This is a genomic window from Pseudonocardia sp. Cha107L01 (assembly GCF_052566575.1).
On sequence record NZ_CP199579.1, the window covers coordinates 1,703,107 to 1,717,164 of the forward strand.

General features: G+C 71.2%; 9 protein-coding genes. 1 reads left to right on the plus strand and 8 read right to left on the minus strand.

Going from position 1 to position 14,058, the window contains the following annotated elements:
* Positions 1-25: 25 nt before the first annotated feature.
* The 6 genes from ACTXG6_RS08030 to ACTXG6_RS08055 form a co-directional block, all read right to left on the minus strand.
* Positions 26-2,974 (minus strand): right-handed parallel beta-helix repeat-containing protein, encoded by a 2,949-nt coding sequence (locus ACTXG6_RS08030; RefSeq protein WP_445187128.1) that lies wholly within the window; start codon positions 2,972-2,974, stop codon positions 26-28.
* The gene (locus ACTXG6_RS08035; protein ID WP_445187129.1) at positions 2,971-4,089 is read right to left on the minus strand and encodes a glycosyltransferase; all 1,119 of its coding nucleotides are present in this window, start codon (positions 4,087-4,089) and stop codon (positions 2,971-2,973) included. The genes ACTXG6_RS08030 and ACTXG6_RS08035 overlap by 4 nt, the downstream gene beginning before the upstream one ends.
* Positions 4,090-4,532: 443 nt before the next feature.
* Entirely contained in the window at positions 4,533-5,207 is a 675-nt protein-coding gene (locus ACTXG6_RS08040; protein ID WP_445187130.1) for an enoyl-CoA hydratase-related protein, read from the minus strand.
* 48 nt (positions 5,208-5,255) lie between these two features.
* Positions 5,256-6,347 carry an alpha/beta hydrolase fold domain-containing protein gene (locus tag ACTXG6_RS08045; protein ID WP_445187131.1) on the minus strand — a complete coding sequence of 364 codons (1,092 nt, stop codon included), beginning with the start codon at positions 6,345-6,347 and terminating at the stop codon, positions 5,256-5,258.
* Positions 6,348-7,109: 762 nt separating this feature from the next.
* The gene (locus ACTXG6_RS08050) at positions 7,110-7,637 is read right to left on the minus strand and encodes a DUF302 domain-containing protein (RefSeq protein WP_445187132.1); all 528 of its coding nucleotides are present in this window, start codon (positions 7,635-7,637) and stop codon (positions 7,110-7,112) included.
* Between the two features lie 80 nt (positions 7,638-7,717).
* Positions 7,718-9,199, minus strand: coding sequence for an FGGY-family carbohydrate kinase (locus ACTXG6_RS08055; protein ID WP_445187133.1), 1,482 nt, complete (start codon positions 9,197-9,199; stop codon positions 7,718-7,720).
* A gap of 162 nt (positions 9,200-9,361) precedes the next feature.
* On the opposite strand from ACTXG6_RS08055, the gene ACTXG6_RS08060 reads away from it, so the two are divergent.
* Entirely contained in the window at positions 9,362-10,615 is a 1,254-nt protein-coding gene (locus ACTXG6_RS08060) for a PucR family transcriptional regulator (RefSeq protein WP_445187134.1), read from the plus strand.
* Positions 10,616-10,707: 92 nt separating this feature from the next.
* Here ACTXG6_RS08060 and ACTXG6_RS08065 read toward each other — a convergent pair whose 3' ends face one another.
* Together ACTXG6_RS08065 and ACTXG6_RS08070 are read right to left on the minus strand one after the other, a co-directional pair.
* Positions 10,708-12,495 carry a DUF3556 domain-containing protein gene (locus tag ACTXG6_RS08065; RefSeq protein WP_445187135.1) on the minus strand — a complete coding sequence of 596 codons (1,788 nt, stop codon included), beginning with the start codon at positions 12,493-12,495 and terminating at the stop codon, positions 10,708-10,710.
* Between the two features lie 547 nt (positions 12,496-13,042).
* Positions 13,043-14,056, minus strand: a complete 1,014-nt coding sequence (locus tag ACTXG6_RS08070; RefSeq protein ID WP_445187136.1) for an AraC family transcriptional regulator — start codon at positions 14,054-14,056, stop codon at positions 13,043-13,045.
* Between the last annotated feature and the right edge of the window lie 2 nt (positions 14,057-14,058).

The following is a 14,058-nucleotide window of genomic DNA, read 5'->3' on the forward strand; positions in this document are numbered from 1 at the left end:
GAGCAGGCCGCTACCGGCCGGTCCGCTAGGACGCCGCCCGGATCTCCGGGTCCTCCGTGTCGTCATGGCGATTAGCTTCGGCCCCCGTGTTCGGAGCGTCTACCGCCACTGGGGCTTCGACCGTGCGGTCGCCGTTGTCGGACGGCCCAGTGCCGTTGCTGTGTGTTTCCAGCTGGTCACCGGTCGCAGTGTCGGTGGCGTTGCTTTCCGCGGCGGGCGCATTCGAACGGCGGTACGGGGTCGGTCTCGGGCGCGGGCTCGGCCTCATGGTGCGCGATCGCGGCCGGGGCGACGGGCGCCGGCCGGCGCTCTCACCGGCGGCGGGCTCCGGCTCGGACTCGGCGGCCGGGTCGGGCCGGTCCTGACCCAAGTCCGCGGCCGGCCCGGTCTCGGCTGCCAGTTGGGAGGCTGCCGGTTCGCCGGCTGCCGGTTGGGAGGGCGCCGGTTCGGCGGCCACCGGCTCGAAGAAGGCCGGCTCGTCCGCCCGCTCGATCGTCGCCCTGGCGGCCGCCGCGCGCCTCGGCGAGGCCGGCCATTTGACCCCGGTGGTCGGGGTGCTGGGCGGTGCCACGGTCGGGGTGCTGGGCGGCGCGACGATCGGGATGGCCTCGGTGGGCGGCTCCATCTCCAGGAGGGACTCGCCGCGGCCGCCGCCGGCCACCGTGTTGCCGGCCACCGTGCCGCCGGCCACCGCCGAGGCCATCGCCGGGGTCACCACCACGTGGGCCGCGACCGGTGCCGGTGCCGGTGCTGTCGCCGTCGCGGGGACGGGAACTGCCCGCTTGACCGGAGCGAACGCGACCCGCACCTTGCGGCGCTGGCGGATGAAGTGTGCCAGCTCCAGCAGGAAGGCCAGCGCGATGAACAGGACGCCGAACGCGCCGACCCAGTTGAACGGCGGCGGGCTGATCGTGTTCGCACCGAACAGGTCCACCTGCCCTCGGAGCGCGAGGTGCGCGCGCACCCGGGAGTCGGTCAGCAGGAACACCCCGTTGGGGTCGACCTTGACGCCGGTGGCGGCCGCGAGCAGATCGACCTTCTTGCCGGTGACCTGGACGGCCGGGCCGCTGTGGATGGCCTCGTTGACGCCGCTGACCGAGGTGCTGGTGATGTCCGCCGCGGCGCGCGCGTTGATCCCGGTGGTACCGCCGGTGACCCGAGCGTTGGTGATCTTGGTGCCCGGGGCGGCGGTGCTGATCCCGGTGCCGCTGACCCCGTCCGTGGTGACCTGGTTCAGTGCCACGACACTCGCGCCCTCGGCGATCCGGATGCCGGTGTGACCGCCGCTGACGTGTGCGTCGGTGACCGTGGTGCGCGCTGCCCGGCCGCTGATCTGCAGCCCGGTGGTGGAGCCGGAGATGGTCAGCTGGTGCAGGTTGGCGTCGGTGGCGGCCACCGCGATGCCGGCCCTGCCCGCGTCGGTGACCTGCGCCGACGCGATCTCGAGGGCGCTGACGCCGCCGGTGGCGACGATGCCGCGCAAGCCGCCCCTGGTGTGCACGCCGGTCAGCTTCAGGTGGTTGCTGCCGCCGTTGACGATGAGGCCGACCGGGCTGTCGGTGCTGCTCACGTTGGTCACCGCGGCGCCGGTGGTCGCGGTCAGCCGGACCCCGCCGGCCTGATCGCCCACACTGGTCACGTTGCTGATCTGGGGTTGGTTCTGTCGGATCACGGCAAGCCCGAAACGCTGGTTGCCCAGGGTGTCGAAGCCGCTGATCGGGCGGGGTGAGCTGGCGCCGTTGACCAGTACGCCGTTGCCGGCGTTGTGCTGGCTGTGCACCGCTTTCATCGTGGTGCCCTGATCACCCCGCAGCACCAGGCCGTCCGCCTTGGACTGGGTCATGGTCACGGTGTCGAGGTGCACGTTGCGCGAGCCGGCGAGCTTCAGGCCGATGCCGTTGCCCTTGAGCGTGCTGCGTACCACCGAGCCCGTGCTGCCCGGGCTGAACGCGATGCCCGGCTCGTTCCGGGTGCCGGCGGGCAGGACGACCGGGGCGGGTGCCGGGGTCGGCGGGGTACGGGCGCCCGGTACCGCCCGCGTGCTCGGTGCGGGGGCCGGCGGGACGACGGGTTTGACCGGTGGCGGTGCGCCGAGGTTGGTCAGCGTCGCGTCGGCCACGTTCAGGGTGCCGCCGTTGCCGGCGACCAGGAAGCCGCGCTGTGCGGTCGCGGCCGGGGTGCCGGCCGGCGGGTCGACGGCATTGACCGTGAGGCCGTGCAGGTTCAGCGTCGCGTGTCCCACCCAGAGACCGGCGGCGGTGTTCGAGTTCGGCCCCGAGGCGAGGTTCAGCACGTGCACGTCGGGGCCGTTGTCCAGCAGCGTCCCCGCGGTGAGCACGACCGAGGCGGTCAGCTGGGCGGATCCGTTACCGGGCAGCGACAGCCAGCCGGCGGGCAGGTACTTGGCCAGTGTGGCCAGCGTGAGCGGTCCGGCGGCGCGGACCACCCGGTTGGTCATCCGGCCGTTGACGACAAGGTCGATGTGCCGGCCGCGCACGATCACGAGCTGGTTCGGCCGGCCGGTGCGGTTCCAGTTGGCGAGCGCGGAGGCTGCCGATGCCGCCCGCTGCGCCGCTCGCCGGTTGGCCGCCGCCTGCGCCTTCGCTGCCCGACGCGCGGCGTTCGCCGCCCGGTGTGCGGCGATCGCCCTCGCGTGCGCGGCCCGGCGGGCGGCCTGCGCGGCCCGGCGGGCGGCCTGCTCGGCGGCCCGGGCCGCCCGGATCTCCGCCATGGTGATGGTGGGCGGGCCGGGGGCGCCGAAGTTGCTGCCGCCGAACGGGTCGCCGTCACCGTTGTTGTTGTCGAACAGCGCGGCGAGCGTGACCGGGTCGGACTTGGCGGTTTCGGAGCTGGCCGCGGCACGCGGCACCGGTGCCGCGGCGGCGCCCGGAAGCACGGTCATGCCGATGAGCAGCGCCGCGAGTGCGCCGGTGGCCACGCGGGCGGATCTGGTCGTGCGGGGGCTCCGGGTCACGATGTTGTTCCGTCCTGGGTCGCGGCGGTGCGTACCACCTGGCCGTTCCGCACGGCGACGTCACGGGTGAGCCAATGCTGGGTCCGGATGGTCAGCAGGGCCCAGATCTTGATCAGGGCCATCACCCAGGACACCACCACATAGCTGGGGATGTAGAAGAACGACGACGGCCGCTGGGTCAGGTGCGGGAGCAGCTTCGCCGAGCGCGAGATCTGCCACCAGGCGGCCAGCACGGCGGCGAACAGCCAGTGGTGGTTGATCAGTGCGTAGGTCATGAACGCCGGCCCGACCAGCAGTGTGAAGCAGCTGACCGCCTTGTCCAGCATCGTGTACGCCAGGAAAGGGTGGCTCCACACCCACCGGCTCGACAGCGCGCGCAGATCGGAGCGCCAGGTGTTGCGGGCCCACCGCAGCCGCTGGGCCACGAAGCGTCCCCACGCCGTCGGGAAGGTCGACCACACCCGCGCGGTGCGCTGCAGATAGGTGAGGTGACCGCGCTCCAGGATGAGCGTGGTGAGCCGTTTGTCGTCACCGGAGAGACAGGGCACGCCCCAGAACGTCTCGGTCATGAAGTCGCGCTCGACCTCGAGGAGCAGCGCGCGGCGGTAGACGGCGGTCCGCCCGGACAGACACGACACGGCCCGCCCGAACCGGGTCTGGCACGCATTTTCGTCGAAGTAGCGATGATCAAGGAACATGTCGTTGATCCGGGACAGGAATCCTTGCCGGTCGTGGGTGTTCTGCCTGGTTCCGACGCCGCCGATGCGCGGGTCCGCGAACGGCTTGCACACCTCTTCGGCCACGTCGGGCGCCCAGACCGTGTCCGAGTCGACCAGCGCGACGAGCTCAGTGCTGGCCGCGTTCCAACCCACTCGCAGCGCATCGCGTTTTCCGGGAACTTCGGTCGTGATCACGGTCACCGGATACTGACGTGCAATTTCGATGCATACGGTGTCGGTGATGTCGATCACGAGGATGACTTCTTCGACCCCGTTGGCCAGCCACGATTCGATGGCGCGGGTGAACGTGCCCGGCTTCTCCTGGTAGACCGGCACGACGACGCTCAGCGGCAGTCGGTAGTCACCGCCGGCCGGGGCGTACAGCACCGCGGGCACCCGCCTGACCAGCCACAATGACCATCGAATGAGCCCGAGAACCCCGAGTGGTGTGCCAAGCACGTAGTACCACCACGGGGTCGTCATCGGGATGTGCGATTCGTCGGAGTGTCAGCCCTGTCGCCGCGTGCGGCGTTGACAAAACCCTGCCTCGGCGCGACTTCTCTCCACGATCGCATCACCATCAACACGAAAGCCCCCCCTCAAAGGCTCACCGGCAAGACCCGAGGGCCCCCCGACCTAGTGACAACATCGCACCCGGTCCGGGTCTTGTTACCGACAAGCAGACGAGGTAAAGCCCCCCGCCGTCAAGGTGATCACTGCTACACGCCTGGCAATACTCTCAACGAACGGGTGGCGCGTTGGTAACTCTTAGCGATCGCCGGCACGAATGGTGAGGTGAGCGGCCTAACTGGCGTCAAACTATTTTCGGGATCGAATGGTTAGCCGAAGTTGTTCGCGTCGACGTTGCGCAACGCGGCCAGTGCATTGGGGAACATTCGGGATTTGATCATGCCGAGAGTGGCGCCGGGTTTGCTGGCCAGCGGGCGGGCGAGTTCGATTGCACTGGACAGCACCGCATCCTCGGCGGTAATTGTGTCGACAATTGCCGCCTTGTGCGCGTCGGCGCCCCCGTAGCGGCGGCCGGTGGTCATCGCCTCCAGTGCGACGCTCGGGGTCAGCTTGGCCTGGATCAGGGCGGACATGCCCGGCGTGAACGGGATCTGGATGTCCACCTCGGGCAGGCAGAAGAAGCCCCGGTCCTCGCGCATCACCCGGAAGTCGTGTGCCAGTGCCAGCATCGCGCCGGCGGCGAAGGTGTGGCCCTGCAACGCGGCCACCGTCGGCATCGGCAGTTCGAGAACCCGGGCGAGCAGCGCGTGTACCTCGGCGACATAGCTGCTGAACTGGTCGTGGTGCTCACCGGCCCACTCCAGGTCCAGCCCGTTGGACCAGAACTTGCCGGTGGCCGTGGTCACCAGCGCGCGCGGGCCCTCGGTCGCCGCCACCTCGTCCAGGGCCTTGTTGGCGCTGGCCAGCCAGTCCGGGTGCCAACGGTTCTCGGTGTCGCCGAGGTTGAGGACAAAAACGTCGCCGTCGCGGTCGAGGCTGGGCATGGGTACTCCTTCGGGAGGTATCTCGGTCGTGCCGAGGTCTAACCGCGATCATGCCGCCGCGGCGTCGTCGGCGCGGCGGGTGGTGGCGCGGATGAAGCCGCCGATGTCGTCAATGGCCAGGTGGCCCTCGGCAACGAAGTCGGCGAAGGCCTGGAACACGTGCACCTGGCGCAGCCAGATCTGAAGGCGGACCGCGACCCCGGCCGCGGCGAGTGCGGCGGTCATCAGTTCCGCGTCCGAGCGCAGTACCTCGACGGAGCCGACCTGGATCAGCACCGGCGGCAGCGCGGACAGGTCGGCCTCGAGCAGTGACTCGAGCGCGTCGTCCGGACCGGCCAGCAGGGCTCGCAGCGCCGCGATGTGCTGCACCGGGATGTAGGGGTCGGTGGCACCGTTCGGGTGGGCGGCGCTGTGCGTGCAGTCCAGATCCAGCCACGGCGACAGCGCGACGATGCCGCCCGGCGCGGGCAGTCCCTCCGCCATTGCCGCCAGCGCCACCGCGAACGCCAGATAGCCACCCGCCGAGTCGCCGCCGAACACGACCTGGTGGCCCTGGTACCCCCGGGAGAGCAGCAGTCGGTACGCCTCGAGGCAGTCCCGTACCGACGCGGCCAGGTTCACCTCCGGCAACTGGCGGTAGGCGACGTTCAGCACCGGCACGCCGGCCGCGCGGGAGATCCTGGCCACCAGCCTGCGGTGGGTGCGCAGACCACAGCTGAAGAAGCCGCCACCGTGGAAGTACAGCACCGTGTTCTCCGAGCCGCGCACGCCGGCTCCGGCCACCAGTTCGGCCTTGAAGCCGGGGAACGCCACCCTGCGTACCCGGGCGCCGCGCGGCGCCGGCAGCAACAGTCCCAGGTAGTCCACCAGGTAGGCCAGCCGCAGCAGCCTCGGGGTCAGCCGCCCCCGGTTCATCAGCCGGCGGATCGTCCTGCGCAGCAGTGGGCCGAGCAGGCGTGCGCCCCGGCTGTCGCCCGCCCTGGTCTCGATGACCGGTTCGGCGCGGGCGGCGGATCTGGCCGTGTCGGGCCTCGTGCCAGGCGTTGTGCCGGGTGCCGTGTCGCGGTCCGGGGCGTTCTGGTGCGGGTCGGCCCCGGTCTGGGGGTCGGTCTGCTGGTGCGTACGGGTCTCTGGGCTCATCTGGTCACCACTCCGAAGCCGTTGCGACATTGCGACTGCATCGTTGCCACGATTTCGCCGAAGTGTCGCATGAGCGTGCGCCGCCCGCTATTGGCCACCCCGAGGACGACACCCGCCTTGCGATGCATCCGACTGGATCGCCGCTCGCGTCGAGCGGCATTCTCCAAGAGAGGCTGCGCCTCGGACCGTCGAGGTGGTGGCTGTGCTGGGCCTTCCACTGAGCGACTTGAGGTGACCGACGCTCAGGCCGGGGCTCGCCGTCATGATCGACAGGTCGATGCCCACCGCTACGCCGCGACGGTCACAGTCGGTGAGCGGCCGACTGACTCAGGCCGCTGGCCTGAAAGGGGGGTGCGTCGAGGTCGACCTGAGTCTGGTTCTGGGCGAAAAATGCCCGACTGACGTTGGTCTCGGTGACAAGGGACGCGCCAGTCGTGCCAGGATCGACACCAAGCCGCCCTGTCGGTGACGCGGCGTGATCAGGTCCCTGGGGCGCGGGAACAGTGCGACGAACCGCTCGGCACCCTGTCGGTCGCCCTCGGTGTGCAGTGCGCCGGCCTCCTCGGCCTCGGCCAGGGTGAGGCCGCCGAAGACGACGGCCCGGAGGGTGTCCGCGCTGGTCCGGATCCGAGCCGTGGCCTCGCCGGGTTGCTCAGTCGCGGTCCTGACGAACTCCACCCGGCCCCCGGTCACGGTGGCGCGGCGAGCTCGGCGAGGTGGCCGCCGGGTCGCCGCGTTCTGAAGTGGTCGGCCGGTCTTGCGTCAGCCGGCGCGTAGCTCGGCCGGCACGGGTGCGTCGAGGTGCTCCAGCAGGGCGGCGACCTTACGGTCCAGCTCCCGGCCGACCTCGGTGATCTCCTGGCGTCGGTAGCTGGCGAACACGGTGCTCGGCTGGTCGATCGCCAGGCTGGCGGTGCCGTCCGGAACTTGCCAGAGAAAGGTCCGCAGTGGCGCGTGCAGCATGACCGCCGGGTCGTGCCGGAACATTCGTTCGGCGATGGTGTGGTTGCCCATCAGGTACTCGGTGCCTCGGGTGCGGTGCCCGGCCAGCCCCATCGCCTGGTCGATCTCGATGCGGAAGTAGATGAGGAAGCCGAGCGGCGCGATCGAGTCGACCCAGTCGAGCATCTCCGGCCAGGAGGCGCCGCGCCGGGCCAGCGCGGTCAGGTCGTCCTGGGGAACCGCCGGAACGGCCCGCTGGTAGCGCTCGCGGAACTCCCCGTACTCGGCGCCGGTGGCGATGGTCAGGCGGTTGACCTGGTGTGGCGTCGCCGATGTGCTGCGTGGCATGCTCGCCCCTATGAGTTGGCTTTTCCAACTGACCATAGTCGGAAACGGGCGTGTCCGCTCGGCCGGCCGGTCCGATCGGGTCAGCTCGCTCGGCCGGCGACCAGCGCGGCCGTGTCGGCGGGCAGCCAGCCCCGCCGGGCCAGTTCGCCGACCAGGCGCCGGTACGGCTCGTCGAACCGGCCGGCCGCCGCCGGGTGTGGCTCGATCACCGTCCGGATCCGCACCATCTCGGCAGCGACGTCGGCCGGCGCCCGGCCCGGGGTGGCCGCCAACACCGCCATCCCCAGGGCCGGTTCAGCACTGGCCGGCAGCTTCACCGGCCGGCCCAGCACGTCGGCCCGCAGCTGGCACCAGTACGCACTGCGGGTGCCGCCGCCGGTGAGCAGCAGGTCGCCGTCCACCGGGGCGCCCAGCGAGGCCAGGTAGTCGAAGCAGAGCCGCTCGATGTAGGAGATGCCCTGCAACATCGCGGCGTAGAGCTCGCGGTCGTCGCGCGGCGAGCCCAGTACAAAAGCCTCGGCGTCCGGTGCGACGAACGGGAAGCGCTCACCCCGGGCCGACGCCAGCGGGTAGGCGAGCACGCCCGCCGGCTCGAACTCTGCCGCTGTGGCGCCCAGTTCGTCGAGGTCGCGGCCGGGGAACTGGCGGGCGATCGCGCCGGCGCCAGTACTCGACGCGCCGCCCGGCAGCCACCGCCCGTCCGGCGACTTGTGGGAGTAGACCACGCCCAGCGGGTCGGCCAGCAGCTCGGCGGTGACGCCCTTGAGGATCAGGGTGGTGCCCAGCACCGAGTTCCAGCTGCCCACCGCCAGGGCTCCGGCACCCAGTTGGGCGGCGCAGCCGTCGGTGCAGCCGGCGATCACCGGGGTGCCCTCGGGCAGGCCGGTCAGCGCGGCGGCCTCGGCGCACACGGTGCCGATCGGCGTCCCGGAGCGGACCAGGCCGGGCAACAGGCGCTCCGGTACCCCGAGCTTGTCCAGCACGTCGACCGGCCAGGTTTCGTGGATCAGGTCCGCACCGGTCTTCAGCGCATTGCTCAGATCAGTGGGGACCGGCCCGCCGACCAGCGCCCGGTTGATCACATCGGCCTGGTGCGCCAGGGTCGCGCGGCCGACCAGGTCGGGGTGCTCGTCCAGGAGCCAGAGCAGTTTCGGCAGCGCCCACGCCGGCTGCATGCGGCGGTAACCCAAGCTGGCCCAGACCTGCGCACCGGCCTCGTTGACCCGGTCGGTGTATCCGGCGGCGCGGGTGTCGTCGTACATCAGGCCGGCGGTCAGCGGGCGCCCGTCGGCGGCGTCGACGAGCAGCACGGTGCCCGACGTACCGTCCACCGCGACCCCGCCGACCCGACGGCCGGCCAGCCCGGCGAGCGCGCCGGCGCAGGCGTCCCGGGCGGCCCGCCACCACCGCGCCGGGTCCTGCTCGTGCCGGGGGCCGTCGCGGTGGCTCTCCAGCGCCGCGGTGCCGCTGCCGAGCACCTCGCCGGAGCCGGACACCGCGAGCACCCGCACGCTCTGGGTGCCCAGGTCGATGCCGACCCAGACGTCCCCGTCCGCGCTCACGCCGGGGCTCGTCGGGACGCTGCTCGTCGAGGTCCGGCCATCAGCCCGTCTTACCAGAGTCCGGTTCGGAACTCGTGATCTTTCGAGGACCACCCGGAGGTGGCGGCCGGTCGTCCCGCCGGACGAAGATCGCGCGGGCCCCCGTGCAGTAGCGTCGGATCGGTGACCGATGTGGCGGCTCAGGCGGTCGCTGACCTGGAGTCCGCCGTCGCGCGGGAGATGGAACCCGCGCTGCCCTTCCTCACCGACGAGCTGGTCGCGCACTTCGTCCAGATGATCCCCGACCTGCGGTTCGAGGACGAGGACATCCGCGAGCTACTGGTCGCCAGCGCGCACTCGAACCTGGCCACGGCGATGGACATCTTCGCCCACGGCATCCCGGTCGACCAGGTGGAGGTGCCGGCTGCCGCGGCGCACTACGTGCGCAGGATGGCGCAGCGGGACGTGCCGGTGGAGTCGTTGCTGCGGGCCTACCGACTCGGCGGCGCGCTGTTCCTGCAGTGGTGGCTCAACGCGGTGGGCCGGCACCATCCCGCACCGGAGGTGCTGCTGGCGGCCACCCAACACACCGCCGCGGTGGAGACCGCCTACATCGACCGGGTCTCCGAGACGCTGGTGGAGATCTACGACGACGAACGCAAGCTGTGGGGACAGCGGGCCGCCGCCACCAGGGCCGTCCAGGTGCGCACGGTGTTGCTCGACGAAGACCTGGACCCGACCACGGCGGAGGCGCTCACCGGCTACCGGATGCACGGCAGCCATCTCGCCGCGGTGGTCTGGTCGACCGCGCCGGACAGCGGGCGCGACGTCGAGGCCACCGCCGGCCTGATCGCCGATGTCACCGGGGTGCAGCCGCTCGCGGTGCTGGCCGACGACCGCACCCTGTGGGTCTGGATCTCCGGATCGAAGGCGATCGGTGTGGACCCGGGCGGCCTGGACGCCGAGCTGCGGCGGCGTGGCTCGCCGGTCCGGGTCGCGCTGGGCAGCCCGGCGGTGGGCCTGCTCGGGTTCCGCTCCTCGCACCACGAGGCGCTCGGCGCGCAGCGGGTGGCCAACATCCGGGGCGACGACGACCCCGGGGTGACCGCGTTCGCCGACGTCGCGCTGTCGGTGTTCCTGAGCAGGGACCTGGCGGCCGCGCGGCGCTGGGTGGCGGAGGTGCTCGGTGGGCTGGCGCTGGACGACGACCCGATGGCCGAGCTGCGCCGGACCGTACTGCTGTTCCTGCAGAGTGGGGCCAGCCTGACCGAGGCGGCCGTGGCGCTGCACCTGCACAAGAACACCGTGCGCTACCGGCTGCGCAAGGCCGAGGACGTGCGGGGCCGGCCGATCAGCGAGCGGCGCCTCGACGTGGAGACCGCGCTACTGGCCTGCCAGCACCTGGGCACCTCGGTACTCATCCGCACCGGCCTGTAGGCAGCTCAGCGGCGGCACAGACCGGGTGCGGGCCGCACAGAGCCTGCACGGTCTGTACGAGCCGCGGCCGGTCTGTGCGAGCGCGAAAGGGCTCAGGCGGCGTCGACGGATCCGCCGGTCGCGGACAGCCGGGGGGTGACGACCAGGCCGGTCGGGGCGATCCTGGCCGCGGGGTACGTGGGCAGGTCCTCGACCTCCCAGGGCTGCCGGTCCACCAGGTCGGCGACCAGCACGTGGCCGCGCTCGATCTCACCGGTCGCGCCGTCCACCAGTCGGTACTCCTGCCGGTCCGAGCCGAGCGGCTGCGCCTCGAGCAGCACCACGCGCAGCTCGCCGGGCTCGAACCCGCAGCGCTCGTGCAGCGCGGCGATGAGCTGCTCGTTGTGCAGGTGCCCCTCGCCGAAGTTCCAGCCCAGCACCACGCCGGCCACCAGCTCGCCCTCGAGCACGAAGGCCTCTTCGTGGTCGTCCCCGGCGGCGCGGGGCAGCAGCCCGAACAGCGCGCGGCCGTGGTGGTGCATGGCCCGGAACGCATAGACCTGGTGCGCCATCACCTCGGCGACCTGCTCGCCGTAGATCAGTCGCAGCTGGCTCTTCGCGAACCCGTGGTACTTCACCGTGTTCGCGTCGATCTTCTCGATGGCCGACGGGGTAAGGGCCCACATCGAGGTCGCCCAGTTGCCCGAGTAGTAGCGCATCGCGAGCAGGAACGAGACCTGGTCGGGGCGCAGGTTCCCCCAGGTCACCACGCAGACGACGGGGATGGCGAGCAGCAGGGGCAACCACGGGTGGCCGACGGCGCCGAGTTGGTACGGCTGGTGCGCCCAGAACAGGTACACCAGCGAGAACAGCATGAAGAAGTTCCACTCCAGCGGCACCCCGAGCGGCAGCGAGGCCAGGATCTGCAGGTGGAAGGCGATCATCACGAGCACCGCGCAACCGGTGATCAGCGGGTCGTGCGAGACCAGCAGCACCAGCGGCACGAGGTACTCGACGGCGGTACCGGTGTGCGCGAGCGCCTTGGCCAGCCCGGACGGGCGCAGGTCGTCGGGCAGCTCGCGGTAGAGCAGCCGCTTGATCACCTTGGGCACCAGCGGGCTGTTGCTGAACATCACCGAGACCGCGAACGGGAAGAGCCGGTTCAACTTCGAGGTCGCCGCGGCCCACCAGATCAGCACCATGATCACCTTGGCGGCGACGATCATGTCGGCGAACGGGAGGAAGAACACCAGCAGGGTGACCCAGTAATGCTCGGCGCGGGCCGCCAGGAAGATCGTCTTATCCCGCAGTCCGATCAGCGGCAGCAGTACCGCGAGCGGGATCAGTGTGCTCGGGGCGAGCGTCAGCACCGGGTCGGTCACGCCGGCGCTCAGGTGGGTGGCCGGGGAGAGCAGCGGCCAGGTCGCCGCCGCGAGCAGCCCCAGGTAGAGAAACACGTCGAGCGGCGTGCGGGTGGTGCCCCGGGTGAGCGGCACCTGGCCGGGCCACGGCGGCAGCCGGACGGTGCCGGGGCGCAGCCAGTACAGGAAGCCGCCGACCGGCGGGACGAACCGCAGGGTCAGCGGGCCGAAGCCGCAACCGAGTCCGAGCACCTCGAACAGCAGCGTCCAGATCACGGCTTTCTGGAACACCACCGGCTCGGTCCACCAGTGCGCGATATCGCTCAGCGGCCCGATGCCCGGGGTGGTCCGGATGAACCACAGCCCGGCGAATCCCCAGCCGGCGATCTTCGCCAGGTACAGCAGGTAGACCACCCAGGGAGTGCCGAAGCCGTTCTCCGTCCAGTGCCGGATCAGCGGCTGGATACGCTCGCGGCGGGGCTTGAGATGCCATAGCTGCACGTCGAAGCCCCGGGGCAGCTTCGGTGACAGGAAACCCACGGTGACATCTCCTCGCTGTGTCGCCCGGCGGACCGGACGACGGACTTCTGTTGGTCAGCTACTGCGCCCGCCCGATAAATGGGGGTAGTCGACCTTTCGACTCGGACCCGGTGGCGGGGTGACCACAGAAGTTCCGACGGGGAGCACGCACTTGCGCGGCACACGACGGTGGGTGACCGGCGCGGCGACCGCGATGAGGGCGAAAGTGCGCATCCGGCCCGTACCCCGATCGGGGCGGGCGGGACACCGGGGGTTACTGGGGCGCGTGACACTCGCGACAGCCCGCGCGGTAAGCGGGTTTGCGAGATCCACATCGACTCCCGACGAGAATTTGCCAAGGGCAGCGATCGAGCTTATGGGCCATCTGGCTGTGCGGCGATGGCTCTCCGTGCCCAAGGTTGGGCGACTCTTTGTACGCAGCGTACAACGCCATCTGGGCGTCAGCCGGGCCGCTGTTGGGCCCTTTCGGGCTAATGAGTGTCACCAATTGCAACCGGTGCGTGCCAGGTTCAAACGCTTGGGCCGGCTCGGGTCGCCTCAGACCGTCTCAGGCCGACGCGGTGGCCCGATGCTGCTGCGGGCTGATGCCCCGGACCCGCTTGAACGCGGTGCTCAGCGCGAACGGGCTGGCGTAGCCGACCTTGCGGGCCACCGAGCCGACCGTTGCGCCCGGCTCGCGCAGCAGATCGGCCGCGACGGTGAGCCGCCAGCCGGTCAGGAAGGCCATCGGCGGCTCGCCGACCAACTCGGTGAACCGGCGGGCCAGCGCGGCCCTGGACACCCCGGTCTCCCTGGCCAGGGTGGCCACGGTCCACGGGTGCGCCGGGTTGTGGTGCAGCAGCCGCAGCGCCGGCCCGACCACCGGGTCGCCGTGCGCCCGGTACCAACCGGGCGCCGCCGCCTCCGGACGGGCGAACCAGGCGCGCAGCACGGCGATGAGCAGCAGGTCGAGCAGCCGGTCCAGGACCGCTTCCTGGCCGGGCTCGTCCTTCGTGATCTCCTCGGCCAGGTACGGGATGAGTGGGCTGGACCAGCTGTCCGCCGAGAGGACCAGCACCGGGGGCAGCGCGTCGAGCAGCCGCTGGCTGGTCTCACTGCGCAGTTGGTAGGTGCCGGTCAGCATGACGGTTGCGCCGGCGGTGCTGTCGGTGGCGCTGTCGGTGGCGCTGGCGGTGTCGCTGTCAGTCGCGGTGGCAGTGGCGCTGGCGGTGTCACCGGTGTTGCCCCAGGTGCGCACGCCCATCCGCTGCATGCCGGTCAGCTCGGCGCCCTCCGGGCTGGTGCAGACCTGCCCGGGCAGGATGACCACCTGAACCGGGGTGTCCGGCTCGTCGGCGATGACGTACGGGTCCGGCCCGCGCAGGATGGCCACGTCCCCGGTGTGCAGCGACAACCGCTCGCCCACGTCGGGCAGCACCCACGCCGAGCCGCGCACCATCGCCACCAGGGTCAGCGGCGCCTCGTCCTGGATGCGCATCGAGAACGGCGGGTCCAGCAGCGAGCGCAGCAGGAAGGCCTCCCGCGCTCGCGGGCCGTCGAGCAGACCGGCAATCGAGTCCACCG

Excerpts from the sequence above, each read along its gene's own strand:
- ACTXG6_RS08050 (WP_445187132.1), bottom strand. The coding sequence starts at position 7,637 with ATGCCACGCAGCACATCGGCGACGCCACACCAGGTCAACCGCCTGACC.
- ACTXG6_RS08045 (WP_445187131.1), bottom strand. The coding sequence starts at position 6,347 with ATGAGCCCAGAGACCCGTACGCACCAGCAGACCGACCCCCAGACCGGG.
- ACTXG6_RS08040 (WP_445187130.1), bottom strand. The coding sequence starts at position 5,207 with ATGCCCAGCCTCGACCGCGACGGCGACGTTTTTGTCCTCAACCTCGGC.